This window comes from Mesorhizobium sp. M1B.F.Ca.ET.045.04.1.1 (genome assembly GCF_003952465.1).
Taxonomy (GTDB): domain Bacteria; phylum Pseudomonadota; class Alphaproteobacteria; order Rhizobiales; family Rhizobiaceae; genus Mesorhizobium; species Mesorhizobium shonense.
The window spans coordinates 6,168,893-6,194,833 of the sequence record NZ_CP034448.1 but is presented as its reverse complement, the minus strand read 5'-3'; the positions used below and the strand labels follow the sequence as shown (position 1 = coordinate 6,194,833).

The window sequence follows — 25,941 nt, the reverse complement described above, 5'->3', positions numbered from 1 at the left end:
AATGCAGGATGAGCAGTAACGAATATTTTTCACCGGTGCTAGCCATCCGGACATAATCCGCCTTTGCCTGCACTGAGGAATCTGTTGATCCATAAGTTCAGCCTTCCCAAAGAGCAGCAACGGCCCACCGGTATAGTTCCGCCGTCGGCTCGTCGAAGCAGCAGAAAGTAACGGCCTTGGGCAATGTGTTTTGTTTCAGGAAGTCGCTTACGGTGCCGACGGCAATCCTTGTCGCCTCGTCCTTCGGATAGCGATAAATGCCGGTTGAAATCGCCGGAAAGGCGATCGTGCGACAGTCATGGTCGCGGGCGATTTCGAGCGAGCGGCGATAGCAGGAGGCAAGCAGCTCGGCCTCGCCCTTGCCGCCGCCTTGCCAGACCGGCCCGACCGTGTGGATGACGTAGCGCGCCGGCAGGCGATAGCCTTTGGTCAGCTTGGCATCGCCGGTCTTGCAGCCATGAAGCATGCGGCATTCGGCAACGAGCTCCGGGCCGGCGGCGCGGTGAATGGCGCCGTCGACGCCGCCGCCGCCGAGCAGCGAGGAATTGGCGGCATTGACGATGGCATCGACCGCGAGCCTGGTGATGTCGCCGGTATGGATGCGGATCCTGTCGCCAAGAGTATTCATCGTCACATCCTGAACACGCCGAATTTCGTCTCCTCGACCCCCGCATTGAGCGCGGCCGAAAGGCTGAGCGCCAGCACCTCGCGCGTCTTGGCCGGATCGATGATGCCGTCGTCCCAGAGCCTTGCCGAGGAATAGAGCGGGTGGCCCTCGTGCTCGTATTTCATCAGGATCGGTTTCCTGAACTTCGCTTCCTCCTCGGCGCTCCACTCGCCGCCCTTGCGCTCGATGCCTTCGCGCTTGACCATGGCGAGCACGGTAGCCGCCTGCTCACCGCCCATCACCGAGATGCGCGCGTTCGGCCACATCCACAAGAAACGGGGCGAATAGGCGCGGCCGCACATGCCGTAATTGCCGGCGCCGAACGAGCCGCCGATGATCACCGTAAGCTTGGGCACGCGTGCCGTGGCGACCGCCGTGACCAGCTTGGCGCCGTCCTTGGCGATGCCGCCGGCCTCATATTTTCGCCCAACCATGAAGCCGGTGATGTTCTGCAGGAAGATCAGCGGAATGCCGCGCTGGCAGCAGAGCTCGATGAAATGCGCGCCCTTCAGCGCGCTTTCCGAGAAGAGCACGCCATTGTTGCCGAGGATGCCGACCGGCATGCCGTGCAGATGGGCAAAGCCGGTGACCAAAGTGGTGCCGTAGTTCTGCTTGAACTCGTCGAACTCCGAACCGTCGACGAGACGCGCGATCACCTCGCGCACATCATAGGGCTGGCGCAAATCCGTCGGCACGATGCCGTAAAGTTCATGCGGGTCGTGAAGCGGCGGTACAGGCTTCTGCAGATTCAGGCTTACTGCCTTGTTCCGATTCAAGTTCTTGATGATGCGCCGGCAAATCGCGAGAGCGTGCTCGTCATCCATAGCGTAGTGATCGGCGACACCGGAAAGCCTGGTGTGGACATCTGCGCCGCCGAGCTCCTCGGCGCTGACATCCTCGCCGGTGGCGGCTTTCACCAGCGGCGGGCCGCCGAGGAAGATGGTCGCCTGGTTGCGCACCATGATCGTCTCGTCCGACATTGCCGGCACATAGGCGCCGCCCGCCGTGCAGGAGCCCATGACGCAGGCGATCTGCGGGATGCCCGCCGCCGACATGTTGGCCTGGTTGTAGAAGATGCGGCCGAAATGCTCGCGGTCGGGAAACACCTCGTCCTGGTTGGGCAGATTGGCGCCGCCGCTGTCGACAAGGTAGACGCAAGGCAGATTGTTCTGCAGCGCGATCTCCTGCGCGCGCAGGTGCTTCTTCACCGTCAGCGGATAATAGGTGCCGCCTTTCACGGTGGCGTCGTTGACGACGACCATCACCTCAGTGCCCTCGACGCGCCCTATGCCGGTGATGATGCCGGCAGCGGGAATGTCCTCGCCATACATCGACCACGCCGCGAACTGACCGACCTCGAGGAAGGGCGAGCCGGTGTCGAGCAGTTGGGCCAGCCGTTCGCGCGGCAACAGCTTGCCGCGTGAGATATGACGTTCGCGCGCCTCGTCCGAGCCGCCGCGCTCGATGCCGGCCGCCTTTTCGGAAATGTCGGCGACCAGAGCGCGCATGCGCTCGGCATTGGCGCGGAAGGTGTCGGAGGCGGGGGAGATCTGCGACGTCAGGACGGGCATTGACGAACCTCAGATGATATCATATTTTAGTATCAATTCTCGTCGCGCATGACGTGCGACCGCCAACGGCGGCTCCGACAGTTGTTGTCGGGTCATTTTCCATGGAGGTCATCATGCGCGGCAAACACAGGCAAACCCTGGAAGCCATTTTTGCAAACCCCGTCAGCGGGTCGATCAAATGGCGAGAAATCGAAGCGCTCTTAATAGCCCTTGGTGCGGAGCTTTCCGAAGGAAACGGTTCACGTGTGCTTGTCGAGATCGGAAGAAATCGCGCCGTCTTCCATCGACCACATCCAAGCCCGGATACCGACAAAGGTGCAGTCAAGGCAGTCAGACGTTTTTTGACCGAAGCAGGTATCAAGCCATGAAGCCATACAAGGGATATGTCGCAGAGATTTGGTACGAGGAAGATGACGCCGCTTTCCATGGAATTGTGCATGGAATACGGGACACAGTCCATTTCGAAGGTCATTCGGCGGAGGAGCTGGCTCAGGCTTTCCACGACAGCGTCGACGATTATCTTGCTTTCTGCAAGGAACGCGGCGTTGAGCCTCAGAAACCCTATTCTGGCAAACTCGCTCTTCGCACGACGCCTGAAATTCATGCCCTTTTGAGCAAAGCCGCATCGAACGACGGCAAGTCCATCAATCAGTGGATTTCGGACACGCTCGCCGAAGTCGCGCGAAAGCGCGTCGACGAAGGATCGACAAAGGTCCGAACCCGAGCGCACTAAACTCCCTCCGCCATAATCTCCCGCCCGATCAGCCAGCGGCGGATTTCGCTGGTGCCGGCGCCGATCTCGTAGAGCTTAGCGTCGCGCAGCAGCCGTCCGGTCGGATAGTCGTTGATGTAGCCGTTGCCGCCGAGGAGCTGGATGGCGTCGAGGGCCATCTGCGTTGCCTTCTCGGCCGCGAACAGCACGCAGCCGGCGGCGTCCTTGCGTGTGGTCTCGCCGCGGTCGCAGGCGGCGGCCACGGCATAGACATAGGCGCGCGCGGCATTCATCGTCGCATACATGTCGGCCAGCTTGCCTTGCACCAGCTGGAACTCGCCGATCGCCTGGCCGAACTGCTTGCGCTCGTGCACGTAAGGCACCGCCACGTCTAGACAGGCCGCCATCAGCCCGATCGGCCCGCCGGAGAGCACGGCGCGCTCATAGTCGAGGCCCGACATCAGCACTTCGACGCCGCGCCCTTCCTCATGCAGCACATTCTCGAACGGCACCTCGACATTCTCGAAGACGAGTTCGCCGGTGTTGGAGCCGCGCATGCCGAGCTTGTCGAGTTTTTGCGCCACCGAAAAGCCGGCAAAAGTTTTTTCGACGATGAAAGCGGTGATCCCGCGCGAATGGCGCTCCGGGTCGGTCTTGGCATAGACGACGAGTGTTCCGGCATCGGGGCCGTTGGTGATCCACATTTTCGAACCGTTGAGCACGTAACGGTCGTTTCGCTTTTCGGCGCGCAGGCGCAGCGACACCACATCCGAGCCGGCGCCGGGTTCCGACATCGCCAGCGCGCCGACCGTCTCGCCGCTGCACAGCGTCGGCAGGTATTTTCCTTTTGCGCCGGCGTTGCCCAGCGGTTGATCTGGTTGACGCAGAGGTTGGAATGCGCGCCGTAGGACAGGCCGACCGAGGCCGACGCGCGCGAAATCTCCTCCATCGCCACGACATGGGCGAGATAGCCCATGCCGCTGCCGCCGAAATCCGGATCGGCGGTGATGCCGAGCAGGCCGAGCGCGCCGAGCTCTGCCCACAGATGCGCCGGGAATTCGTTGGAACGGTCGATCTCGGCCGCGATCGGCGCGATCCTGTCCTGCGCGAAGCGCCGCACGGTGTCGCGCAGCGCCTCGACGTCGGCATCGAGTCCGAAGTTCAGCGTATTCGTGTACATGGCGTTCCTCCCTGCGCATGACCCCGAAAATCGACTTCGATTTCGGGAAGGACCATGCGCAAAATTCAAGGTGCTACAGCGTCCTTTGCGCGTCCGAAGAGACGCGCGGCCCGGTAGGCGTCGATCTTCGCGCCGACCAGCCGCATTGTCATTGAAAGATATGTCGTGGTGACTTCGGCGATCGACAGCCGCTCGCCCGGCCGGAACCAGACGATGACCCCGGTCATCATCTGGATCAGCGCCATGGCGGTGAGCCCGATATCGTCGATCTCGAAGATACCGGCTTCCGCGCCGTCGCGCAGGATCGCGCGCAGCTCCTTCTCATAGGCCGTGCGCAGCTTGAGGATCTGCGTCAGCCGCTCATGCGAGAGGCTGCGCAATTCCATGTTCGAGACATGGGTGGCATGGCGCCGCTCGATATGGAAGGCGATGTGGTTCCGGACATAGGCGGCGAGCCGCGCCGCCGGATCGACCGTTGCCGGGCGTGCCGTATCCCAGGCCTCCAGAAGGCCCTCCATATGCTCGCGCATCAGGGTGAACAGCAGATCTTCCTTGGTCGGGAAATAGCGGTAGAGCGCCGCGGCCTGCACGCCGACTTCCGCCCCCAACTGGCGCATCGACATCGCCTCGTAACCGAGACGCGCGATCAGGCTGACCGCCGCCTCGCGGACAGCCGCCTCGGTCTTTTCTCCGTCGGAGCCTGTGGTGCGTGCCATACGTGCCTCGATCGACGGAAGTATTAATAAAACGAACGTTCAATTAATTCAAGGCTTATTCTCCCCCTTGAGGGGGAGATACCCTAGCCTAGGCGATGATTCTGAAGCCGGCGGGCGCGTCTTCTGCGACTTCCTCGGTCTCGACCGCCGAGACCAGCGCGCCGCGCGGCCCTTGCCAAAGCCGTTCGATCATCGCGTCGACCGCGGTATCGGCGCCGGCGACGAACGCCGTGACCGAGCCGTCGCCCTCGTTGCGCACCCAACCCGTCACGCCAAGACGCTCGGCTTCGCGGCGTGCCCACACCCGGTAACTCACGCCTTGCACCGTGCCGAAAACGCGTGCTCGCACGACTCTTTTCCGGTCAGTCATCGCCTTTCCATCCTCAAGGCGTATCTGGCGCAGGAGTGGGCAAATGCAACGTTGGATATTGGCGAAAGCACTCGCGACGGCCGATCTCCGCCACAAGGGGGGATCGGCAGCTTCGACGCGCTCTAATTCCGCGCCGCGGCCAGCGCGGCGGGCAATTCCTCGGCGAAGATGTCGAGCTCGTGATCGAGGCCTACGCTGACCCGGATGCAGCGGTCGAGTAGTGGCGCCATCGGCTTGCGGATGAAAACGTCGCGCGAGAGCAGCGCCTGCATCGCCTTCAGCGCGAAGGCGCCGTCGCGGCCGCAGTCTATGGTGACGAAATTGGTCGCCGAGGGCAGCGGCTTCAGGCCGTTTTCCTCGGCGATGGCCGCGATGCGCCGGCGCCCGGCCGCCACGCGCGCCACCACCGATTTCAGATAATCCTGGTCGGCCAGCGCTTCGAGGCCGGCGATCTGCGCCATGCGGCTGACGCCGTAATGGTTGCGGATTTTCTCGAAGTCGCGGATCACCTCCGCCTCGGCCACCGCGTAACCGCAGCGAATGCCGGCAAGCCCGTAGGCCTTGGAGAAGGTGCGCATTCGCACCACGTTCGGCCGCGAAACATCGATCGGCGGCAGCGCCGAGGCCGGACCCAACTCACCATAGGCCTCGTCCAGCACCAGCATGGTGGTTTCCGGCAGCGCCTCGATGAAGCGGATGACGTCCGGCGCCTCCCACCAGCTTCCCATCGGATTGTCGGGATTGGAGAGATAGACGAGCGGCGCCTTTTCCCTGGCGACAGCGGCAAGCAAACCGTCGAGGTCCTCCTTGTCATCAGCGTAAGGGACGGTCACTAGCCGGCCGCCGACGCCGGCGATGTGGAAGTTGAAGGTGGGGTAGGCGCCGAGCGAGGTCACCACCGCGTCGCCCGGCGCGACATACATGCGCGCGACAAGGCCGAGCAGCCCGTCAATGCCTTCGCCGACGACCACGTTTTCCACGTCGACACCGTGATGCGCGGCAGCCGCGACCTTGAGGTCGAAATTGTCCGGGTCGCAATACATCCATTGGTCGCGCGCGACGCTCTCCATGCGGGCGATGACGCGCGGCGAGGGACCGAAACTGCTTTCATTGGCGCCGATGCGGGCGCGGAACGGCCGGCCGCGCTCGCGCTCCTGCGCCTCCGGCCCGACGAACGGCACCGTGGTGGGAAGCGCGCCGATGATCGGCGTAAGGGGAGGGCGCTGGCGCATGGTACGGGCTCGGTTGAGAGGAGGCTTCTTGCTAGCGTGGGTGAAGGGTGGGTGCAAGTTGCGAAAGAGCGTTCAAGACTGGATTCTGGGGGCCCGTTTTGCTAGCGAGACAGGATGAGCAACCGATTGCCGCCCGCCTGGGCAAAGCACCTCAAAACCCAATCCGCGCCAGCTAAAGTTCCGCAGCCGCCAAAGGCTGGACTGCCAAGGCTCCAGCCCACGAAGGCTCTGTCTCGCGCGCAAGCCGACGACATGCTGTTGCGGCAGGCGCTGGAGCTGCAGAAAGCCGAGCGCTTGCCGGAGGCGGAAGAACTCTGCCACCGCGTTTTGGCGAGGACGCCGGAACACGCGCTTGCGTTGTACATTCTGGGAACGCTGGGCCTCGATTTCGACGCCGAGCTTGCCGCCAAGTACTTCGAGCGGGCGGCCGTGCAAGAGCCCAACAATCCTTACTACCATCTCAGCCTCGGCGAAGCTTGGTTGAGGACCGGCGACTTCCCGCCAGCGATCAAGCATCTGCAACGCGCCTGCGAGCTTAAGCCGGATCTCGTGGAGGCGCTTTTCGGATTGGGCCAAGCGTGCACCAAATTCGGAAAGGCTGATAGGGCTTTGGCGGCCTATAATCGCGTGCTCAAAATCAACAATAGTCATCCCGAAGTGCGATTAGGCATGGCGCGCGCACTCAGCAGCTTGGGGCACATGGATGAAGCTGCGGCTTGTCTGAAAGAAGCCATCGACCTGGGGCTGAACATCCCGGAAGCTTATCACGCCTTTGTCAACACAAGAAAATTCTCAATTGAGCCGATTGAGCTCAAGTCCATTCTTGTCGAACTTGACCGTCGAGCCGTAGTCGACGCCGCTGGATCATACGCACTTCACATGGCTGCGGGTAAGATTTTGACTGATCTCAAACGTTTCGACGACGCCATAGATCATTACCTGAAAGCAAAGACATTTGCCACGCAGAAACTCGATATCGCTGCCTACCGCAAGAAAGTGGATTTGTTGATCCAGTTGTTTGACGCGGAACTTCTTGCGGCCAAGGCGGAATTTGGCGACCCATCCGAAGTGCCGGTTTTCGTCGTTGGAATGCCACGTTCCGGAACGACGCTGACGGAACAGATCTGCTCAAGCCATCCAGAGGTTCACGGCGCTGGAGAACTTGCCAAGCTTAGACGTATTGCCATTGCCTGCGGCTTGCACGAAGAGGTAGGTCACGTTTTGGGAGAGCCGGTAAGGTCGATGACAATCGATCGATCTCAAACGCTGGCGCAAGATTATCTGGCACACTTGCAGCACTATTCGAGTACGGCGCGACGCATCGTGGACAAGATGCCACACAATTTTGAGCTTATCGGCTTGATCGCGATCATGTTTCCGAACGCGCGCATTGTCCACTGCAAACGTGATGCAATCGATAATTGCTTGTCTTGTTTCACTTCGAATCTTAACGAAACGCACGATTATACGTCTAATCTTCATGAATTAGGATTGTATTATCGCGAATATGATCGCCTCATGGCGCACTGGAAGGAAATTCTGCCTGGGCGAATCCTAGAAAATCGCTACGAGGACATGATTTCGGATCAGGAGGGGCAATCGCGTCGCCTGATCGACCACCTAGGGCTGCCTTGGGACGACGCCTGCCTTCGCTTCTTCGAAAAGGAAGGGTCGGTCAGAACGATTAGCCGCTGGCAGGTTCGCCAGCCGATTTACAAGACCTCGGTCAAGCGTTGGAAGAACTATGAAGGCAAGATCCAGCCGCTGATCGATGCCCTGGGCGATCTTGCTGAGGTTTGACCAGTAGTTCCCAGGCTATGGCCGGCCTCGCTGGAACCATGTGTCAGTTCGCGCCGAACCATCGCCTCAGCGGTGCTGGCCGTAATGTGCTCCTCTGCTGAGCCTCCGCCTGCCGGCTCCAAGCTCGGCCAAGAATAGAGGCAAAGGCGAAATCGCGGTCGCGCGTTGGCAAAATCGCTCGCGTGGAGATTGGCGGAAGCGCCTGTCAGTTCGTCATCCTGGGGCGAAGCAAGGAGCGAAGCGACGCGGCGCAGACCCCAGGATCCATGCCGTTGCTCAAGAGCGCCGCAGCGGTGCAGAATTCTGCTCTACTTCGCCCTTCGGCCGAGGTCACGGCATGGATCCTTGGGTCTTCGTTCCGCTTCGCGTCGCTACGCCAAGGACGACGTCGGGGAAAGCTCCGGCCAACTGCGAACGTCTGCGATGATTCTCCGAAACGAACTCTGAAATCTAATGCATGTCGCCCAAAAGTGCGCAGCGGTTTTGGGGTAACGTCTTGCATCAAAACAACATCTTAAAGCGCGTCGCTTGAATTCGTTTCGACGCGACGCGCTTTGATTAAGGCTGACGACACGTCCGCAACCTATCGAATTCAATCCGCTTGCGTGCGGATTCCTGCGATCACGCTGAAAGCAGCGCTATGCAGATGGCGTCTCGCGTACTGCCAGTAAAAAAGAAAGAACCCGGCGGTTGCCCGCCGGGTTCGATTTCGGTCAGACGCGGTTGATTAGAACGAGCGCTGGAAGCGGAGGATACCGCCGACGGCGTTCTTCTTGGCGACGGCAGAGCTGTCGGTCCAGTTGATGCCTTCCTGACCCCAGTGGGACCAATCCACTTCAGCCGTGACCGTGAGGCCGGGAACGATGTCGTAAGCGACGTTCGCTGCCAAGCCGACGTTCTTCTCGTCATCAGTCGACGCCTGGATGTTGAACGAGGTTTTCTCGTTGAACTTGTAGGTGCCGCCGCCCCACACTGCCCAGTTGCCGCCCCACTGCTTGTAGAAGCCGCGGCCGTTGCCCGGGATAGCCCAGCTGGCGTCGGTGAGGTTGTCGTCGGTGCCGTAGCCGGCCATGATGAACAGCGAGATCGCGTCGTTGACGTTCACGTCCAAGCGGACCTTGCCGGCGACTTCTTCGTAGTTGCTGTCGTAGGCGATGACGCCGGTGATAGCGCCCCAGCCCTGCGTCCACTTCAAGCCGCCGACAACATGCGGAACGTAGCTGTCGATCGTGCCCTTGATGCCGGAGCCTTCTTCGAGCGAGAGCACTGCGGAGAAGCCGTTGCCGGCGTCGAAGTAGTATTGGACGACGTTGGTGTCGAAGTCGCCATAGGGAACCAGCGTATCCTGGATAACGTTGCCGGCGTAGCCGATGAACGTATCGAAGGCCGATTCGTCCTTACCGACACGCAGGCCACCGAGCTGGATCCAGGCGAAGTTCAGCGACACGCCCTTGCCGCCGGCCGGATTGCTATCGAAGCTGTCCGTCGAGTTGAAGAAAGCGTGCCGATTGTTATTGCCGAAGTTGAAGCGGGTCTCGGTGTAGGTCTTCAACGTGCCGAGCTCGGTTTCCTGGCCGGTCCAGGTCTTCAGCGTGAAGCGGGCGTTCTTGTAGAACGTATCCTGCACGTCACCATCTTCGTGGTCGACCGACTCTGCGCCGTCGAAGGAGCCGACGTCGCCGACGCCGATGTCGTAACGGACATAGCCGCCGATGCGCAGGCAGGTTTCGGTGCCGGGGATGTAGAAGTAGCCCGAGCCGTACACGTCGCAGATCTTGACGTATTCAGCCGGTTCCGGCTCGGCGACGGTCACCGCGTCGGCGGCGCGGGCGCCGGAAACTGCGATCAGGGCCGCAGCTGAGCCGAGAAGAAGGCTCTTGATGTTCATTTTCTGACCTCCAGTCAAAAGTTAAAAAACGGGTCTGGGTATTTTTTGCTGAAGGACAGCGTTCCCTGCCCCATCCCCACTTACCGAAAAAGATGCGCACCGCGCCGCTCCTTCGAACGTGACCTTTACCCAGGCGGGGGCGGCGTTCAACCACGATCGTATCGGCGAAAGCCCTCTCCGGACGCTATCCCCCGACGTTGTTGCACAAATGACACGATTTGGCCTCACTCCGAAAGTTCTCATTAACCATTAAGGCCTTGCAGCCGGTGGAATCCGGCGATGACCGGCCGAAATTGGGGCGCAGCTGCGAGTCGCTGGGGCAGGAATCGCCATGGAATCGCCGCATGGGGCCATCCGCCCTGCCGCCCGCGCTGAATTTTCGGCGATTTTGGCGCCGGCTTGTTGATTGTGCCGCCGCTTTTCTTTATCCAGCGGCGCGACGGAGAGGTGGCCGAGTGGTCGAAGGCGCTCCCCTGCTAAGGGAGTAGAGGTCAAAAGCTTCTCGTGGGTTCGAATCCCATCCTCTCCGCCATCCTGCTTCGCGCTGCGCGCTTCGCAGGACAAGCCCGGCGAATTCTTCTCAGCGCGAAGCAGGATGCCCTCCGAAGCCTTGGCGAAGGAGGGCTGCTCATGTTGTCAGGCTATGCGCTGCACAGCGTAAGCCTCGCGAATCCCTTGCAAACCAAGGATTGGCAGCATTCTCCGCATGAAGCAGGATGTCCCCGAAGTTTTTGGGGGCCGGTCCATGTGGTACGTGTATCTTCTGGAAAGCGAGAATTCGGAAGGCGAGCGCTACATCGGCGTGACGTCCGATCTGAAGCGGCGGATCGCCGAGCACAACTCTGGAAAGTCCAGCCATACTTCCAAGTTCATGCCGTGGCGCATCGTGACCTACCTGGCCTTCTCCAGCCAGGGCAAGGCGGCTTCATTCGAGCGCTATATCAAATCCGGATCCGGCCACGCGTTCGCCAACAGGCGTCTTTGGTGACATCCAGTCGAAACGCAAATCCACCAAAAACCAGCAATAACAAAGCATTGGTACCGTCTGACGCCGAGTTTGCTCAGCTCTTCCGTTCGATTCTGACTGGAGGTCAGAAAATGAACATCAAGAGCCTTCTTCTCGGCTCAGCTGCGGCCCTGATCGCAGTTTCCGGCGCCCGCGCCGCCGACGCGGTGACCGTCGCCGAGCCGGAACCGGCTGAATACGTCAAGATCTGCGACGTGTACGGCTCGGGCTACTTCTACATCCCCGGCACCGAAACCTGCCTGCGCATCGGCGGCTATGTCCGTTACGACATCGGCGTCGGCGACGTCGGCTCCTTCGACGGCGCGAAGACGTTCGACCATGAAGACGGCGACGTGCAGGACACCTATGCGAAGAACGCCCGCTTCACGCTGAAGACCTGGACCAACCAGGAAACCGAGCTGGGCACGTTGAAGACCTACACCGAGACCCGCTTCAACTTCGGCAACCGTAACGGCTACCCGTCGCTAGACAATCCGGCCACGCAAGCCAATGAATTCAACTCCAACCCCGCCGGCAACAAGGGCGTCTCGCTGAACTTCGCCTGGATCCAGCTCGGCGGCCTCCGCGTCGGTAAGGACGAATCGGCGTTCAACACCTTCATCGGCTACGCCGGCAACGTCATCAACGATACGCTGGTTCCCTACGGCGACTTCGACACCAACGTCGTCCAATACTACTTCGACGCCGGCAACGGCTTCTCCGCCGTCCTCTCGCTCGAAGAAGGCGCGGGCACCGTCGGCACCATCGACAGCTACGTTCCGCATGTCGTCGGCGGCCTGAAGTGGACGCAGGGCTGGGGCGCCATCAGCGGCGTCATCGCCTACGACAGCAACTACGAGGAAGTCGCTGGCAAGGCTCGCTTGGACGTGACCGTCAACGACGCGCTGTCGCTGTTCATCATGGCCGGCTATGGCACCGACGACAACCTCAGCGATCCGACCTGGGCAATTCCGGCTGGCGGTCGCGGCTTCTTCAAGCAGTGGAGCGGCAACTGGGCTGTGTGGGGCGGCGGCACCTATAAGTTCAACGAGAAGACCTCGTTCAACATCCAGGCCTCCACTGACGAGGGCAAGAACGTCGGCGTGGCGGCGAACATCGCTTACGACATCGTTCCCGGCCTGACGGTCACCGCTGAAGTTGACTACATGCACGTTGGCGACGACACGGTCTCCAACTGGACCAGCGCCGACAAGGAAAACAGCGTCGGCGGTATCCTCCGCTTCCAGCGCTCCTTCTAAGGGCTGGAACTGCACTGAAATCCAGCCCGGGCGTATCAACGCTCGGGCTGTTTTGTTTTCGTGACTGGGAAGGGGCGAGCGAAGAAGGAGAAGGGGGGTACTGGTAGCTGAAGTCTGCGAAACGGTTTCGTGGGATCCGCTCCTGGCGGGATGAAACTGATTTGTCAGACTTAAAACTCTTGAAAGGACGCTCCCAAGCGGCTAGGTGTCGCCTATCCACTCGGGGGTGTGGCAAAAAAATGTCGAACGAAGCGATTCAAGAGGGGGGTCCTCTGGTCACTTTGCGGTTTTTTCTTCTCAGAACTCGAACTTTCGATACACCTACAACAAGATCAGAGAAGTAAAGTCGTACAGGATCGGGGAACTATTCGCAGCATATCGGGACATACTCTGGGACGATGGGCGGCATAAATACAATGTCAGCTCTTTCATCGGTGAGATAGACGAGATCCTTCTGGGAGAGCGTTTCAGCACCTTTGACCAGAATACCCTGGACAATCTTATCGGTACCTTGCGCCAGCGCGGGAACAGCAACGCAACCATCAATCGCAAGATGGCTGCCCTCAGCAAATTGCTGCGCAAGGCTCACAAGATGGGGGATATCCACAGCCTGCCCGAGTTCCGCCGCCAGAAGGAGCGGGCGGGACGGATTCGTTTCCTCGAAAGGGACGAAGAGGCGAGGCTGTTCGCCGCCGTCAAGATCCGCTGCGAGGATGCCTACAGGCTCTCCATCTTCCTCGTCGATACCGGCTGCCGTCTCGGCGAAGCGCTCGGGCTGATCTGGAACGACATCCAGGAACACCGCGTCTCGTTCTGGATCACCAAATCCGGCCGCAGCCGCACCATTCCGATGACCGAGCGGGTCAAGGAGGTGATCAAGCTGCCGCCGACGACCGAAGGTCGCCGGCCGAAGGGGCCGTTCACCAAGCTCACCCAGGCGCAGTACCGCGCCATCTGGAACGAGGCCAAGGCCGAGGTCGGTCTCGGCGCCGACGAGCAGGTGGTGCCGCATATCCTGCGCCACACCTGCGCTTCGCGTCTCGTCCAGGGCGGTATAGACATCAGGCGCGTGCAGATGTGGCTCGGTCATCAGACGTTGTCGATGACCATGCGTTACGCGCACCTTGCCACCAACGACCTCGACGGCTGCGTCGTCGTGCTGGAGAAGCCCCGCGCTGATGAGGCGCGGCATTCGGCGGAGAGCTCGGTGTTTGCGTCCCCGTTGACGGCGCCGTCACCCGTCAAGACTGCTCGGAAGCAGAGCGGATCGGAACCGGCCAAGGCGCGCCGCAAGAGCTCGAAGGGCAAATAGCGGCCGGCGCTGGAGCTGCCAATCTCCCCCTTGCGGGGGAGATGCCCGGCAGGGCAGAGGGGGGCGCTCTCCTGCCGACGTCTCCATTAATTGATCAATCAAAAAGTGGCATTTTGGCCGGCTTGAGATCTGTAGGTCGACCAGAGGCTGGCGATCCTTCGCGCCCCTCCGCGCTTTGTCCTTCCGCTTTGCTTGACAAGCTGGCGCCGCCCCTCATTGCCCTGCCGGGCATTTCTCCCCGTATAGTGACGGGGAGAAAGACGCCGTCACGGGCGCTTTCGCCAATCGCCAGCGCTGCAGAAGAGAGTGCCGGCGTTGCGGCCAGCCCCTTCTCCCCGTCACTATACGGGGAGAAGGTCCCGGCAGGGAGATGAGGGGCGGCGCGGCCTCGGCGATTGATCGTGCCGGGTCAATCGTCGCGAGCGATAGCCCCGCATAACTTTCCTATACTCTCTTGGGGCCTCTGAGCGGATTCTGCTCTTGAGTTTTACTTTGTTCTGACCTGCCCCTCCGCCCTATCCAGAAACCCAGCAATCTCTTCCGGCAACTCGCCGGTTTCCAGGAAGGGCGCATGGCCTTGGCCGACCACCGTGATCGCCTCCATGCCGGGATGGCGCTTTTCCATCTCCTCGAGAGTGGCCGCAGACAGAAGCTTCGAATTGTCGCCGCGAATCGCGAGCATCGGCACGGCGGCAAGCGCCTCGAATTGCGGCCACAGATCCGGCAGCGGCTTGCTGAAGTCGACGCCGGCGAGCGTGTCGACCAGAGCCGGATCGAAATCCGGCACCAGGCCGTCGTCCGTGTCGCGGCAGATCGCGGTCACCATCCGCGCCCAGTCTGCGTCATTAAGCGCAGGGAAGTCGGCGCTATGCACCCGCCGCTGCGCTTCGACCGCCTCGGCGAATGTCTTCGGTTTCGGCGCGCGGTCGAGGTAGGAGCGGATATGAGCCAGGCCCTCTGCCTCGATCACCGGGCCGATGTCGTTGAGGACAATCGCCCTTAGCACGGCCGGCTTGAGCGCGTCGATCACGTGGATGATCAGGCCGCCGCGCGAGGTGCCGATGAAGGCAGCCTCTTCGATGCCGAGTTCCGATAAGCCTGCGAGCACGTCGCCGGCTTCGACGCCGACATTATAGTGACCGATATCGGGATCGTAGTCGGATTGGCCGCGCCCGCGATAGTCGAAAGCGATGATCTTGCGCGGTTCCTTCGCCTCGCTGGAAAGGTAGAGCGCGAGCTCATGGAAGTCGCGCGCGTTGCGGGTGAGGCCGGGCAGGCAGACGACAGGCCGCCCGTCGGCGTTCGCCTCGCCGTAGATCCGGGCGTGAAGCTTCAGCCCGTCGGGCGCGGCATAGAAGAAGTCGGAAAAGCCGTTGCTCGCCATCGGAATACTGCTTCCTCGCTGAGGTGACCGACAGCTACAGGCGAGGGCGGAAATGGTCAAATCATGGGAAGGCACCTCAGACACGCTGGCGGGACAGCACCCCCCTCTGTCCTGCCGGACATCTCCCCCGCAAGGGGGGAGATTGGCAGTTTTGGCCTTGGCACTCTTTCTCCGATGCGGGAGATTGGCGAAAGCCGAAGCGATATCCGATCTCCCCCCTTGCGGGGGAGATGGCCGGCAGGACAGAGGGGGATGTGACAGAACTCGATCGAACGCAGTTGAGCGCCTGCCTTCACAAGAAAGGCAATCACACTGGCGTTTCCTCAACCCCTTCCGTTCACCAGATCGCCGACGATGTCGTACTTGCCTGAAATACGCATCTTGTAGACTTCGTAATTCTCCATCACGCGCTGGACGTAACTTCTTGTTTCCGTGTAGGGAATCCGCTCGATCCAGTCGACGACGGCGTCGATGTCCTTGCCGCGCGGGTCGCCGTATTTCGCCACCCATTGGGCGGCGCGGTTGGGGCCGGCATTGTAGCCGGCGAAGGTCAGCACATAGGAGCCGTTGAAGCGGTCGAGCTGCTCGCCGAGAAAGGCGGAACCCAGCGTCGCATTGTAGCCGGCATCGGTCGTCAGCCGCGTTTGCGAAAAGCTCATGCCGGCCTTTTTCGCCAATTGCTTGGCGGTGCCCGGCATCAGTTGCAAAAGGCCGCGCGCGCCGGCGCTGGAAATCGCGCCGATGTTGAACTCGCTCTCCTGGCGAGCGATGGCGTAGGCCAGCGCCTTGCCGGAGCCGGAGATGTTGGCCGAATCCGGGATGACGCCCAACGGATGCGACAGCGCGCCGACATCGATGCCGCGCGCCGCTGCGATCTTGCCGACCTTCAGCGCCATGAAATGGTTGCCCTGTTTTTCGGCAAGCATCGCCAGCAGCGCCAGCTCGCCTGGACTGGTCAGCTGTCCCGCAAGGTCGCGGTAGAGCGTTTCGGCATAGCGGTCATAGCCTGCCTCCTGCAGCCGCTTGATTGCGCTCACCGCCTCGCGGCCCTCAAAACTCTGGCGGTCGGCGGCGCTCGGCTTCGGGTAGACGATGTTGAGGGTCCTGAGGCCCACGCGCTCGCCGGCGAGCTGGCCATAGAAGGTCGTGCCATAGGCGGCCGCGCGGGTGAAGTAATCCTTCGCGCTGCCCGGACCGCCGACTTCCGCGGCGCGGCCGAGCCAGTAATAGGCGCGCGACAGCGACGCCGGCCCCTGGGCGAGGTCGGCGATGCGCGAAAAATGCGCGGCGGCCGTCGCCGGATCGTTCAGGCCGCGCAACGCATACCAGCCGGCATGGAACTCGGCTTCGGCGGCGCTGGCCGGGCTCTCGGCCGCATGCATGGAGACAATTTTGTAAGCGGTCTTCATGTCGCCCTGATCGACCAGCTCGCGCGAAAGAACGCGGCGCTCCACCCACCATGCGTCAGGGTCGACCAGAGCTTCGCGATCGGTCGGCGCCTTCATCACGATCGCTGCGGCATCCGCAAACTTCTGCTGCTTGCGCAGATATTCGGCCCCGGCGAAGAAATAGCCGGCCGAGCGCTGCGCCGCGGGCACGGCTTTGAGCAGCTTCGCCGCGTTCTTGTCCCCCTTGTCGGCCGCTGCCCATGCGTCCGCCAGTTGTTGCGCCCCGGCGAGGCCTGCGACACGCAGCGCCGAGGACGGCCGATCGGCATAGAACATGCGCTCCATCCGATAGCGGTGGTCGGCTGCGGGGATCAGCGTGCCGAACTCCTTGATGAAAGCGGCCTCGTCCTTCCCTTCCAGCTTCTCCGTGCGCCAGAAAGGCACCAGCACCGCGCGCGCCGCCGCGGCATTGCCAAGCGCCACCTGCGAACGGGCAAGGATCATCACGCCTTCCGGCGTCAGCGGCTGGCTGCGGCCGAAGGCCTGCACCACCACTTGCGGCGTCGGGTTCTCGCGATAGAGCGCGCGCTCGCTGTTCTTGCGCAGCGCTATCGTGCCCGGCCATCCAGGCAGCATTTTGGCCGCGTCGGCGATCTCGCCGCTCGGCACCTGGTCGCCGCCATAGAGCGCGATCGCCCAGGCCAGGATGTGCCGGTCGAGCGACGTGGCGGGCAATGAGTCGCGTGCATTGCGCGCGCGGGCGATGTCATTGGCGGCGAGCGCGTCGAGGCCGCTCTTCAGTTGCAAGATGCCGGTCGAAGGTGGGGAGGGCTCCGCCCGACCCGGAACCTGCGGCGTTTCGGGAGCGGGGATCGCCGCCGTCGCGCGCGCATCGACGCTGCCGCCGATCGCCATCCCCGGCATCAGCGCGATGACCGCGCTGAGAAGCGCGAAGAGATGAGGCCGCCCCGTCGGCATTGTTTCTATCCTAGTACCTCGTCGGCAGGCAGGGACGCTGAAGGTCCGGTCCCGAAGCCTAAACTCAGGTCGTCAAAGGCTCGTAAACAAAAGGTTATGGAGGCCGTTCGAATTCCCCCTGCTGGCATTATTGCGATGCTTGCCGCTGAACCATGTCGAGACTATGGTGCGCGGCTTCGCTTTCGGGTAGAAGGCGCGCAAATATACCGATCGACAACCGCAGATGCATGTCGCCCAAAAGTGGGTACCGGTTTTGGGACAACGACATGCATAGCCAACAAAGTTCCAGGAGTTTGGACAATATGCTGAGAGGCTCGCTGACCGCGCTCGTCACACCGTTCGAAAAGAGCGGGCGTTTCGACGAGAAAGCCTTTCGGGCATTTGTCGAATGGCAGATCGCCGAGGGCACCAAGGGCCTGGTTCCGGTCGGCACCACCGGCGAGTCGCCGACGCTGTCGCATGACGAGCATCGCCATGTCGTGAAGGTCTGTATCGAGGTCGCGAAGGGCAGGGTGCCGGTGGTAGCCGGGGCCGGCTCCAACAACACCGAGGAAGCCGTCGGCCTGGTGCAATACGCAGAAAAGGCCGGCGCTGACGCCGCCCTGGTCGTCACGCCTTATTACAACAAGCCGACCCAGCGCGGCCTCTACGAACACTTTGCCGCCGTCGCACGGGCGACCAAGCTGCCGATCATCATCTACAACATCCCGCCGCGTTCGGTGATCGACATGACGCCGGAGACGATGGGCCGGCTGGCCCACGACTTCAAGAACATCGCCGGCGTCAAGGATGCGACCGGGAAGGTCGAGCGGGTCTCCGAGCAGCGCATGACCTGCGGCAAGGATTTCATCCAGCTTTCCGGCGAGGATGCCTCGGCGCTTGGCTTCAATGCCCATGGCGGTGTCGGCTGCATTTCGGTGACCTCGAATGTCGCGCCGCGCCTTTGCGCCGAGTTCCAGGAAGCGACGCTCTCCGGCGACAGCGCCAAGGCGCTCGAGCTGCAGGACCGGCTCCTGCCGCTGCACAAGGCGATCTTCATGGAGCCCGGCGTGTCCGGCGCCAAATACGCGCTGTCGAAGCTGGGCAAGGTCGAGAACGTGGTCCGCTCGCCGCTGGTGACGGTCGAGGCTTCGACCGCCGAGAAGCTCGATCAGGCGATGAAGCACGCCGGCTTGATAAATTAGGGATGAGGCGCCACCTCTCCGCATTATGAATCAAGTCAAGAAAGCCGACCCCAACAACAGGACGGTCGCCGAAAACCGCAAGGCGCGCTTTTCCTACGAGGTGCTCGACACGATCGAGACCGGCTTGGTGCTGACCGGCACTGAGGTCAAGTCTCTACGCCAGGGCCAAGCCAACATCCAGGAATCCTATGCGTCCGCCGAGGGCGGCGAGATCTGGCTGATCAATTCCTATCTGCCGGAATATCTCCAGGCCAACCGCTTCAACCATGAGCCGCGCCGGCGCCGCAAGCTGCTCGTCAGCAAGCGCGAGATGGCCAAGCTTTCGCAAAGCGTCGAACGCGAAGGCATGACGCTGGTGCCGCTGAAAATCTATTTCAACGATCGCGGCCGCGCCAAGCTGCTGCTGGCGATCGCCCGCGGCAAGAAGCTGCACGACAAGCGCGAGACCGAAAAACAGCGCGACTGGTCGCGCGAGAAGGGGCGGCTCCTGAAGGAGCGTGGATAAAACCGCCGGCAATATGCGGACAAGGCGAGCAGGGGGCCAAGGCTTGAGGAACCGCTTGATCGTCCTGGCCCTGGCTTTCGTCTTTCTGGCGCTTGCCATCTGGGCAGAAGGCCTTTTGCGGCTTCTCGCTTTCCCACCGGATCGCGCCGAATTCCCCATCAGAGGCATCGACGTTTCCCACCACCAGGGCAATATCGACTGGCGGCGCGTTGCGTCCGACGATGTCGCCTTCGCCATCATCAAGGCGACAGAAGGCGGCGACCATGTCGACGATGCCTTTGCCGAGAATTTGCGCCAGGCCCGCGCGGCAGGCCTCGCGGTTGGCGCCTATCATTTCTTCACCTTCTGCCGCCCGGGCGCCGACCAGGCGAGGAACTTCCTTTCGGTCGTGCCGCGCGGCGAGCCGCTTTTGCCGCCGGTCGTCGATATCGAGTTCCACGGCAATTGTCCGGATCGACCTTCGCCCGCCGAGCTGAGCGCGGAACTGCTTGCATTTTTGGGCCCGGTCGAGGCGGCTTACGGCAAGCCGGTCATCATCTACATCACCGACGAGGCGGCGCCGACCTATGCCGCTCGTATCGCGCCTCGCCAGCGCTGGCTGCGCTCGATTGCGATGCCGCCGAAAGAGGAGGATTGGGTCTATTGGCAATACCTCGATACCGGCCGGGTCGACGGCATCGACGGCGATGTCGACCTGAATGTGTTGAAGGGCGGACCTGCGAGGCTTAGCGAATTGTTTGCCCCGGCGCCTCAGTCTGCCTCTTCGGGAACGCCGTGATCGCCTGGACGGATTTGTCCCAATCGCTTGCCGCTCGCGGCGCCTCACGGCAGGGCGGCTTTGGCCATGGGTTTGGCCAAAGCTGACAATGCCATGCCGGCTGCCATGATCGCGATGGCGGTGAGTTGGACGCGTGTCGGCGTTTCGCCGAGCACCGCCGCCCCAACGATGACAGTCACGATCGGCACGCAAGGCATGAACAGCGATGCTGTCTGCGATCCCAATTGCCGGACGATAAAGGTGTAGAGAAACATGGCAGCCGCACCTGCCAGAAATCCTTGGATGACGATCTGGCTAGCGATTTCGGTGGCCGACGCTGCATGAAGGCCAGTCGGCGCAAGTAGGTAGACAAGCGGCAGCGGCAGGCATGACAGAAGCACGACGCTTGCCGTCGCCGTCACCGGATCGATGCGCCATCGCCGCACGAGCACGGCGTAGCTGGCAAACATCCCACCCGATCCGACGAACAAGAGATCGCCGAAGAATACGTCCGTCACGCCGATGCCTGCATGCGCTGGCGAAATGAACAGCATCAGGCCAGCAATGATCACGACGACGCCGATGGTTCGTTGGCGTGAGGCCTTCTCGGTGGCCGCGATTTGCGACAGCAAGAACGAGAAGAAGACAATCGACGCTGGACAGAGCGCCGCGCCATGCGCTGCAGGCGCATAGGTCAGCCCCCAGTTGATGATGATCGGGTATGGCAATCCGGCCAGTGCCGCAAGCGCCAGGGCGCGCTTGCAACCCAACGCCTGCATCGCCGCCATGCCGCTTCGACAGGCGATCGGCAGCAAGATCATGCCGGCACCGACAAAACGCAGGGCTGCCAGATCGGTTGACGTCAGATGCTCTCTGAGACTGAAGCGAGCGGCGACGAATTGCACGGCGTAGATGCCGATCATACCCAGGCCCGCGATGATGGCCAGCCTCGTATTGCGGTCCCATGCCATCTTCGTACCTGCCTGTCGCTCTCTCCGGACAAGGCAGAAACCGCCTCGGCCGAGCTTGGTGAAGCACAGGCTATTGCTTAGAAAACAGCGATGAAATACGTTACTTTCGCAGTATTTAAGTGAGATTCACTAAGGAAAGGCATCCTTGGCGTGAATTCTGAAGAAGGCGATCTCGACAATATCGACCGCAGCCTGCTTCGGCTGCTGCAGGAGGACGGACGCCGCACGACTCTCGATCTCGCTGCCCGAGTCGGCCTCTCGCCGACGGGCGCCAGTCAGCGAGTGAAGCGTTTGTTTCGGGAGGGCTTCATCACTGCGGTCAGGGCCGTGCTCGATCCTCGAAAGATCGGCCGCGGCACCCTTGTTTTCATCGAGGTGCGGCTCGATCACACGGCACCTCATATTTTCGATCGCTTCGCCGAGGCCGTGAGCAAGGCGCCCGAAGTTCTGGAATGCCACATGGTCGTCGGCGGCTTCGACTATCTGGTGAAGGCTCGTATTTCGGAAATGGCCGCCTATCAGGATTTTCTGAAGCGGGTCATCCTGCCGCTGCCGGGGGTAAAGGAGACACACACCTATGCCTCGATCGGAGACGTAAAACCCGATGCGCTGTTGCCGGTATGAAACCCGGCCGGCCGTCTCGTCAGCCTTGCAGGAACGCCGCGATCTCCCTGAAGACGTTGACGAACATGTCTTCCGTCAGCACGCCGGTGTTGGTGTTGTAGCGCGAGCAGTGATAGCTGGAAAACAGCATGATGCCGCCGGCCTCCTGCCGCCCGCCATGGCGGAACGGAAGGGCGGCGACACGTCCGCCCAGCGCCCGCACCGTCGACTGGTGCGCGATCGAGCCCAGCGTCAGGATGGCGCGCAAATTGGGGAAGCGCGCGATGGTCGGCTTGAGGAAGGTGCGGCAGGTGGCGATCTCGGCGCCGACCGGTTTGTTCTCCGGCGGCACGCAGCGCACGGCATTGGTGATCGCGGTGCCGACCAGTTGCAACCGGTCATCCGGCCTTGCCTTGAATTCCCCCCGCGCTAGGCCGTGCGCGATCAGCGTGCCGTAGAGCAGGTCGCCGGCATAGTCGCCGGTGAACGGACGTCCCGTTCGGTTGGCGCCGCGCAGGCCGGGCGCCAGGCCGACGATGAGAAGCTTGACCGAGTCCTCGCCCTCCGGCGGCATGAAGGTCGGCACCGGCGCGTTGAACCAGCCCGGCTCGCGCTCGCGCCAGGCGGCGATGAAGTCGTGCAACCGCGGGCAGAGCGGGCAATCGCGATCGGGTTCGGGGGAAGCCGCGGCGCTCAAGGCCGCCGCTCTCAATAGTCGTCCTCGTCGGCTTCAGCCGGCTCAGGCCGGCGGGCCGGGCGTTCCGACGGGTCGCGGCCGACCTCGTTCTTCAATGTCATCAGGTCGATGAAATGGTCGGCCTGGCGGCGCAAATCGTCAGAGATCATCGGCGGCTGCGAGGCCATGGTCGAGATGATCGATACCTTGCGGCCGCGTCGCTGCAGCGCCTCGACCAAAGTGCGGAAGTCGCCGTCGCCCGAGAAGATGACATAGTGGTCGACGACGTCGGCGAGTTCCAGCGCATCGACGGTGAGCTCGATGTCCATATTGCCCTTTATCTTGCGCCGGCCGGTCGAGTCGGTGAACTCCTTGGCGGGCTTCGTCACCACCTTGAAGCCGTTATAGTCCAGCCAGTCGATCAGCGGCCGGATCGAGGAATATTCCTGATCCTCGACCAGCGCGGTGTAGTAGTAGGCCCGGAGCAGATAGCCGCGCTTCTGGAAGCTCGCGAGAAGCTTGCGGTAGTCGATGTCGAAGCCCAGCGCCCGCGACGTGGCGTAGAGATTGGCGCCATCGATGAAAAGAGCGATCTTTTCACGGGGATCGAACATTGAAAAACATTCCTTTTCGAAAATTGCTGTCGTCTAAATGCGCGTGACGGGCAGGCCGATAATGGTCCCTCTTTGCCGTCCCATTCGAGATAACGCCAGATTTATGGATATCCAAGGGCGGGGACGCGGATTGCAAGCAATTGTGATCGGCACTATGTGAACGGCGGGACGATGTCCGGTTGTTGAGCCGGGCAAGGGGTCAGTGGCTGGTCGCTGCCGCCATAATGCTTGTATTTCGGCGGCGTCCTTGTTATGGAGCCCGCCAGTTTTCCATCAAATCCACGCATGAAAGGGGCAGTCCATGGCCCGCGTAACCGTTGAAGATTGCATCGACAAGGTCGATAACCGTTTCGAGCTCGTGCTGCTGGCCGGCCACCGTGCCCGCCAGATCAGCCAGGGCGCGCAGATCACCGTTCCTCGCGACAACGACAAGAACCCGGTCATCGCGCTGCGCGAGATCGCCGAGGAGACGCTGTCGCCCGACGACCTCAAGGAAGACCTGATCCATTCGCTGCAGAAGCATGTCGAGGTAGACGAGCCGGAGGCCGACGGCGAGGCGATTGCCGACCAGACCGGCGCCGCCACCGCTGCTGCCGACACCGACGATGCCGAAGAGAACATCGCCTTCGACCGGATGAGCGAGGAAGACCTGCTCGCCGGCATCGAGGGTCTGGTGCCGCCGGAAAAGAGCGACGACTACTAAGAGCTTTTGATAATTCCGCTCAGCCGATAGTTGAGCGGATTCTGAAAAGCTCCGGAGGCCGCCTGGATCAAGCATCCGGCACTTCCGTATCGTCAGTTTCGTGGCTATCTATGGGATGCGTCGCACGCTGGTGCGGCGCATCAATCATTTCAGCACCGCGAGATCCCGCCCATGATGCGTCAGTATGAGCTTGTCGAGCGCGTGCAGCGCTACAAGCCAGACGTAAACGAGGCGCTGCTCAACAAGGCCTATGTCTACGCCATGCAGAAGCATGGCCATCAGAAGCGTGCCTCGGGCGATCCCTATTTCTCGCATCCGCTGGAAGTCGCCGCCATCCTCACCGAAATGCACATGGACGAGGCGACGATCGCCGTCGCCCTTTTGCACGACACGATCGAGGACACGACCGCGACCCGGGCCGAGATCGACGAGTTGTTCGGCCCCGAAATGGGCAAGCTGGTCGAAGGCCTGACCAAGCTGAAGAAGCTCGATCTGGTCTCCAAGAAGGCCGAGCAGGCCGAGAACCTGCGCAAGCTGCTGCTGGCGATCTCCGAGGACATTCGCGTTCTCCTGGTCAAGCTCGCCGACCGCCTGCACAACATGCGCACGCTCGACCATATGCCCGAGTCCAAGCGACTGCGCATTGCCGAGGAGACGATGGACATCTATGCGCCGCTCGCCGGGCGCATGGGCATGCAAGGCATGCGCGAGGAACTGGAAGAGATCGCCTTCCGCTACATCAATCCGGAAGCCTATCGCGCGGTCACCGCGCGGCTCGCCGAAATCTTCGAGCGCAACAAGGGCGTGCTGGACGAGATCGAGAAGGCGCTGTCGGGCCTGTTCGAAAAGCATGCGATCAAGGCCAGCGTCAAAAGCCGGCAGAAGAAGCCGTGGTCGGTGTTTCGCAAGATGGAAGCCAAGGCGCTTTCCTTCGAGCAGCTCTCCGACATCTTCGGCTTCCGCGTCGTCGTCGATACGGTCGAGGATTGCTATCGCGCGCTCGGCGCCATCCACACCGCCTGGTCGATGGTGCCCGGCCGCTTCAAGGACTACATCTCGACGCCGAAGCAGAACGACTACCGCTCGATCCACACCACCATCGTCGGCCCGTCACGCCAGCGCGTCGAACTGCAGATCCGCACCCGCGAGATGAACAAGATCGCCGAATACGGCGTCGCCGCGCATTCGATCTACAAGGACACGGGCGGCAAGGCGAACGGCGCCGCGCACGCGATCTCCAAGGAGACCAACGCTTATGCCTGGCTGCGCCGCACCATCGAGCAGCTGGCCGAAGGCGACAACCCCGAGGATTTCCTCGAAAACACCAAGCTGGAGCTGTTCCAGGACCAGGTGTTCTGCTTCACGCCCAAGGGCATGCTGATTGCATTGCCGCGCGGCGCCACCCCAATCGACTTCGCCTATGCCGTCCACACCGATGTCGGCGACACCTGCGTCGGCGCCAAGGTCAATGGCCGCATCATGCCGCTGATGACGGAGTTGAAGAACGGCGACGAGGTCGAGATCATCCGCTCGAAGGCGCAGGTGCCGCCCGCCGCCTGGGAATCGGTCGTCGTCACCGGCAAGGCGCGCGCCGCCATCCGCCGCGCCACCAAGAACGCCATCCGTAAGCAATATTCGGGGCTCGGCGCCCGCATCCTGGAGCGCGCCTTCGAGCGCGCCGGCAAGAGCTTTGCCAAGGAGAGCCTGAAGCCGGTGCTGCACCGGCTGGCGCGCAAGGACATCGAGGATGTGCTGGCCTCCGTCGGGCGCGGCGAGCTTGCATCCGCCGACGTCATGAAGGCGGTGTTCCCCGACTATAAGGACGAGCGCGTCACCGTCGCGGCGCCCAAGCAGCGCGAGGAGGGCTGGTCGAAGATCCGCAACGCCGCCGGCATGCTGTTCCAGATGCCTGGCCGCGCCGCGCGCAAGGGCAAGGACCAGCAGCGCGACGGCGCCGTGCCCATCCGCGGCGTGCGCGGCGACCTGCCGGTGCGCTTCGCGCCGGAAGGGGCGGTGCCCGGCGACCGCATCGTCGGCATCATCCAGCCGGGGACCGGCATCACCATCTATCCAATCCAGTCGCCGGCGCTGCAGGCCTTCGACGACCAGCCCGAGCGCTGGATCGACGTGCGCTGGGACATCGACGAGAGCACCAAGGAGCGCTTCCCGGCCCGCATCTCGGTCACCGCCATCAATGCGCCCGGATCGCTCGCCGACATAGCGCAGGTCGTCGCGTCCAACGACGCCAACATCCACACGCTGTCGATGGTGCGCACCGCGCCCGATTTCACCGAGATGCTGATCGATCTCGAAGTCTGGGATCTCAAGCATCTCAATCGGCTGCTGTCGCAGCTCAAGGACAATTCGAGCGTCAGCGACGCGCGGCGCGTGAATGGATGAATAGTGAATAGTGAAATAGAAGGTGCTCCCACTACCATTCACCATTCGCCAAGGGCATGGAGCGA

22 protein-coding genes, 1 tRNA gene and 2 pseudogenes are annotated in these 25,941 nt (G+C 62.0%); 13 read left to right on the top strand and 12 right to left on the bottom strand.

Annotated elements, in window-relative coordinates; all coding sequences use genetic code 11:
* Positions 1 to 97 precede the first annotated feature (97 nt).
* Entirely contained in the window at positions 98 to 628 is a 531-nt protein-coding gene (locus EJ071_RS30960) for an O-acetyl-ADP-ribose deacetylase (protein WP_126101241.1), read from the bottom strand.
* A 2-nt stretch (positions 629 to 630) separates the two neighbouring features.
* Complete coding sequence (locus EJ071_RS30955) at positions 631 to 2,238, bottom strand: carboxyl transferase domain-containing protein (RefSeq protein WP_126101240.1); 1,608 nt, start codon at positions 2,236 to 2,238, stop codon at positions 631 to 633.
* A gap of 113 nt (positions 2,239 to 2,351) precedes the next feature.
* On the opposite strand from EJ071_RS30955, the gene EJ071_RS30950 reads away from it, so the two are divergent.
* Both EJ071_RS30950 and EJ071_RS30945 read left to right on the top strand, forming a co-directional pair.
* A complete protein-coding gene (locus EJ071_RS30950) occupies positions 2,352 to 2,606 on the top strand; it encodes a type II toxin-antitoxin system HicA family toxin (RefSeq protein ID WP_126101239.1) in 255 nt (84 codons plus the stop codon).
* Complete coding sequence (locus EJ071_RS30945; RefSeq protein WP_126101238.1) at positions 2,603 to 2,971, top strand: type II toxin-antitoxin system HicB family antitoxin; 369 nt, start codon at positions 2,603 to 2,605, stop codon at positions 2,969 to 2,971. Before EJ071_RS30950 ends, EJ071_RS30945 begins: the two co-directional genes overlap by 4 nt.
* Here the strand turns inward: EJ071_RS30945 and EJ071_RS30940 are convergent.
* The 4 genes and pseudogenes from EJ071_RS30940 to EJ071_RS30925 form a co-directional block, all read right to left on the bottom strand.
* A pseudogene (locus tag EJ071_RS30940) lies at positions 2,968 to 4,130 on the bottom strand (isovaleryl-CoA dehydrogenase). The gene EJ071_RS30945 and the pseudogene EJ071_RS30940 overlap by 4 nt on opposite strands.
* Positions 4,131 to 4,195: 65 nt before the next feature.
* The gene (locus EJ071_RS30935) at positions 4,196 to 4,846 is read right to left on the bottom strand and encodes a TetR/AcrR family transcriptional regulator (RefSeq protein ID WP_126101237.1); all 651 of its coding nucleotides are present in this window, start codon (positions 4,844 to 4,846) and stop codon (positions 4,196 to 4,198) included.
* 88 nt (positions 4,847 to 4,934) lie between these two features.
* Positions 4,935 to 5,216 carry an acylphosphatase gene (locus EJ071_RS30930; protein WP_126101236.1) on the bottom strand — a complete coding sequence of 94 codons (282 nt, stop codon included), beginning with the start codon at positions 5,214 to 5,216 and terminating at the stop codon, positions 4,935 to 4,937.
* 122 nt (positions 5,217 to 5,338) lie between these two features.
* Positions 5,339 to 6,448 (bottom strand): pyridoxal phosphate-dependent aminotransferase, encoded by a 1,110-nt coding sequence (locus EJ071_RS30925; RefSeq protein WP_126101235.1) that lies wholly within the window; start codon positions 6,446 to 6,448, stop codon positions 5,339 to 5,341.
* Positions 6,449 to 6,562: 114 nt separating this feature from the next.
* On the opposite strand from EJ071_RS30925, the gene EJ071_RS30920 reads away from it, so the two are divergent.
* Complete coding sequence (locus tag EJ071_RS30920; protein WP_126101234.1) at positions 6,563 to 8,248, top strand: sulfotransferase; 1,686 nt, start codon at positions 6,563 to 6,565, stop codon at positions 8,246 to 8,248.
* Between the two features lie 727 nt (positions 8,249 to 8,975).
* Here EJ071_RS30920 and EJ071_RS30910 read toward each other — a convergent pair.
* Positions 8,976 to 10,136: a porin gene (locus tag EJ071_RS30910; protein ID WP_126101232.1), complete on the bottom strand. Its 1,161-nt coding sequence runs from the start codon at positions 10,134 to 10,136 to the stop codon at positions 8,976 to 8,978.
* 441 nt (positions 10,137 to 10,577) lie between these two features.
* Between EJ071_RS30910 and EJ071_RS30905 the strand changes: the two genes are divergently transcribed.
* The 4 genes and pseudogenes from EJ071_RS30905 (at position 10,578) to EJ071_RS30890 (ending at position 13,713) form a co-directional block, all read left to right on the top strand.
* A tRNA-Ser gene (locus tag EJ071_RS30905) sits at positions 10,578 to 10,668 on the top strand.
* 213 nt (positions 10,669 to 10,881) lie between these two features.
* A complete protein-coding gene (locus EJ071_RS30900) occupies positions 10,882 to 11,124 on the top strand; it encodes a GIY-YIG nuclease family protein (RefSeq protein WP_126102791.1) in 243 nt (80 codons plus the stop codon).
* Between the two features lie 110 nt (positions 11,125 to 11,234).
* Positions 11,235 to 12,401 carry a porin gene (locus EJ071_RS30895; RefSeq protein WP_126101231.1) on the top strand — a complete coding sequence of 389 codons (1,167 nt, stop codon included), beginning with the start codon at positions 11,235 to 11,237 and terminating at the stop codon, positions 12,399 to 12,401.
* 239 nt (positions 12,402 to 12,640) lie between these two features.
* Positions 12,641 to 13,713 (top strand): annotated as a pseudogene (locus EJ071_RS30890) (site-specific integrase).
* Between the two features lie 487 nt (positions 13,714 to 14,200).
* On the opposite strand, the gene EJ071_RS30880 reads toward EJ071_RS30890, so the two are convergent.
* Together EJ071_RS30880 and EJ071_RS30870 are read right to left on the bottom strand one after the other, a co-directional pair.
* Positions 14,201 to 15,097, bottom strand: a complete 897-nt coding sequence (locus EJ071_RS30880) for an alpha/beta hydrolase (protein WP_126101230.1) — start codon at positions 15,095 to 15,097, stop codon at positions 14,201 to 14,203.
* 323 nt (positions 15,098 to 15,420) lie between these two features.
* Positions 15,421 to 17,463, bottom strand: a complete 2,043-nt coding sequence (locus EJ071_RS30870) for a lytic transglycosylase domain-containing protein (protein ID WP_126101229.1) — start codon at positions 17,461 to 17,463, stop codon at positions 15,421 to 15,423.
* 302 nt (positions 17,464 to 17,765) lie between these two features.
* On the opposite strand from EJ071_RS30870, the gene dapA reads away from it, so the two are divergent.
* Genes dapA through EJ071_RS30855 form a run of 3 tightly spaced genes read left to right on the top strand, consistent with a single transcriptional unit; the run spans position 17,766 to position 19,930 of the window.
* A complete protein-coding gene (gene dapA, locus EJ071_RS30865; protein ID WP_126101228.1) occupies positions 17,766 to 18,647 on the top strand; it encodes a 4-hydroxy-tetrahydrodipicolinate synthase in 882 nt (293 codons plus the stop codon).
* A 25-nt stretch (positions 18,648 to 18,672) separates the two neighbouring features.
* Complete coding sequence (gene smpB, locus EJ071_RS30860) at positions 18,673 to 19,152, top strand: SsrA-binding protein SmpB (RefSeq protein ID WP_041002108.1); 480 nt, start codon at positions 18,673 to 18,675, stop codon at positions 19,150 to 19,152.
* Between the two features lie 43 nt (positions 19,153 to 19,195).
* Positions 19,196 to 19,930 carry a glycoside hydrolase family 25 protein gene (locus EJ071_RS30855; RefSeq protein ID WP_245460037.1) on the top strand — a complete coding sequence of 245 codons (735 nt, stop codon included), beginning with the start codon at positions 19,196 to 19,198 and terminating at the stop codon, positions 19,928 to 19,930.
* Positions 19,931 to 19,974: 44 nt separating this feature from the next.
* Here EJ071_RS30855 and EJ071_RS30850 read toward each other — a convergent pair whose 3' ends face one another.
* Positions 19,975 to 20,832, bottom strand: coding sequence for a DMT family transporter (locus EJ071_RS30850; protein ID WP_245460370.1), 858 nt, complete (start codon positions 20,830 to 20,832; stop codon positions 19,975 to 19,977).
* 198 nt (positions 20,833 to 21,030) lie between these two features.
* On the opposite strand from EJ071_RS30850, the gene EJ071_RS30845 reads away from it, so the two are divergent.
* Entirely contained in the window at positions 21,031 to 21,504 is a 474-nt protein-coding gene (locus tag EJ071_RS30845; protein WP_126101226.1) for an Lrp/AsnC ligand binding domain-containing protein, read from the top strand.
* A gap of 19 nt (positions 21,505 to 21,523) precedes the next feature.
* Here EJ071_RS30845 and EJ071_RS30840 read toward each other — a convergent pair whose 3' ends face one another.
* Both EJ071_RS30840 and EJ071_RS30835 read right to left on the bottom strand, forming a co-directional pair.
* The gene (locus tag EJ071_RS30840; RefSeq protein ID WP_126101225.1) at positions 21,524 to 22,180 is read right to left on the bottom strand and encodes a uracil-DNA glycosylase; all 657 of its coding nucleotides are present in this window, start codon (positions 22,178 to 22,180) and stop codon (positions 21,524 to 21,526) included.
* Positions 22,181 to 22,191: 11 nt separating this feature from the next.
* On the bottom strand, positions 22,192 to 22,773 hold the full coding sequence (locus tag EJ071_RS30835; RefSeq protein ID WP_126101224.1) for an NYN domain-containing protein: 582 nt from the start codon (positions 22,771 to 22,773) through the stop codon (positions 22,192 to 22,194).
* 301 nt (positions 22,774 to 23,074) lie between these two features.
* On the opposite strand from EJ071_RS30835, the gene rpoZ reads away from it, so the two are divergent.
* Positions 23,075 to 23,476, top strand: a complete 402-nt coding sequence (gene rpoZ / locus EJ071_RS30830; RefSeq protein ID WP_040972027.1) for a DNA-directed RNA polymerase subunit omega — start codon at positions 23,075 to 23,077, stop codon at positions 23,474 to 23,476.
* Positions 23,477 to 23,647: 171 nt separating this feature from the next.
* Positions 23,648 to 25,876, top strand: a complete 2,229-nt coding sequence (locus EJ071_RS30825; protein ID WP_126101223.1) for a bifunctional (p)ppGpp synthetase/guanosine-3',5'-bis(diphosphate) 3'-pyrophosphohydrolase — start codon at positions 23,648 to 23,650, stop codon at positions 25,874 to 25,876.
* Positions 25,877 to 25,941 lie beyond the last annotated feature (65 nt).

Coding starts and splice junctions, on each gene's coding strand:
- EJ071_RS30960 (WP_126101241.1), bottom strand. CDS start 628: ATGAATACTCTTGGCGACAGGATCCGCATCCATACCGGCGACATCACC.
- EJ071_RS30955 (WP_126101240.1), bottom strand. CDS start 2,238: ATGCCCGTCCTGACGTCGCAGATCTCCCCCGCCTCCGACACCTTCCGC.
- EJ071_RS30950 (WP_126101239.1), top strand. CDS start 2,352: ATGCGCGGCAAACACAGGCAAACCCTGGAAGCCATTTTTGCAAACCCC.
- EJ071_RS30945 (WP_126101238.1), top strand. CDS start 2,603: ATGAAGCCATACAAGGGATATGTCGCAGAGATTTGGTACGAGGAAGAT.
- EJ071_RS30935 (WP_126101237.1), bottom strand. CDS start 4,846: ATGGCACGCACCACAGGCTCCGACGGAGAAAAGACCGAGGCGGCTGTC.
- EJ071_RS30930 (WP_126101236.1), bottom strand. CDS start 5,216: ATGACTGACCGGAAAAGAGTCGTGCGAGCACGCGTTTTCGGCACGGTG.
- EJ071_RS30925 (WP_126101235.1), bottom strand. CDS start 6,448: ATGCGCCAGCGCCCTCCCCTTACGCCGATCATCGGCGCGCTTCCCACC.
- EJ071_RS30920 (WP_126101234.1), top strand. CDS start 6,563: ATGAGCAACCGATTGCCGCCCGCCTGGGCAAAGCACCTCAAAACCCAA.
- EJ071_RS30910 (WP_126101232.1), bottom strand. CDS start 10,136: ATGAACATCAAGAGCCTTCTTCTCGGCTCAGCTGCGGCCCTGATCGCA.
- EJ071_RS30900 (WP_126102791.1), top strand. CDS start 10,882: ATGTGGTACGTGTATCTTCTGGAAAGCGAGAATTCGGAAGGCGAGCGC.
- EJ071_RS30895 (WP_126101231.1), top strand. CDS start 11,235: ATGAACATCAAGAGCCTTCTTCTCGGCTCAGCTGCGGCCCTGATCGCA.
- EJ071_RS30880 (WP_126101230.1), bottom strand. CDS start 15,097: ATGGCGAGCAACGGCTTTTCCGACTTCTTCTATGCCGCGCCCGACGGG.
- EJ071_RS30870 (WP_126101229.1), bottom strand. CDS start 17,463: ATGCCGACGGGGCGGCCTCATCTCTTCGCGCTTCTCAGCGCGGTCATC.
- dapA (WP_126101228.1), top strand. CDS start 17,766: ATGCTGAGAGGCTCGCTGACCGCGCTCGTCACACCGTTCGAAAAGAGC.
- smpB (WP_041002108.1), top strand. CDS start 18,673: ATGAATCAAGTCAAGAAAGCCGACCCCAACAACAGGACGGTCGCCGAA.
- EJ071_RS30850 (WP_245460370.1), bottom strand. CDS start 20,832: ATGATCGGCATCTACGCCGTGCAATTCGTCGCCGCTCGCTTCAGTCTC.
- EJ071_RS30835 (WP_126101224.1), bottom strand. CDS start 22,773: ATGTTCGATCCCCGTGAAAAGATCGCTCTTTTCATCGATGGCGCCAAT.
- rpoZ (WP_040972027.1), top strand. CDS start 23,075: ATGGCCCGCGTAACCGTTGAAGATTGCATCGACAAGGTCGATAACCGT.
- EJ071_RS30825 (WP_126101223.1), top strand. CDS start 23,648: ATGATGCGTCAGTATGAGCTTGTCGAGCGCGTGCAGCGCTACAAGCCA.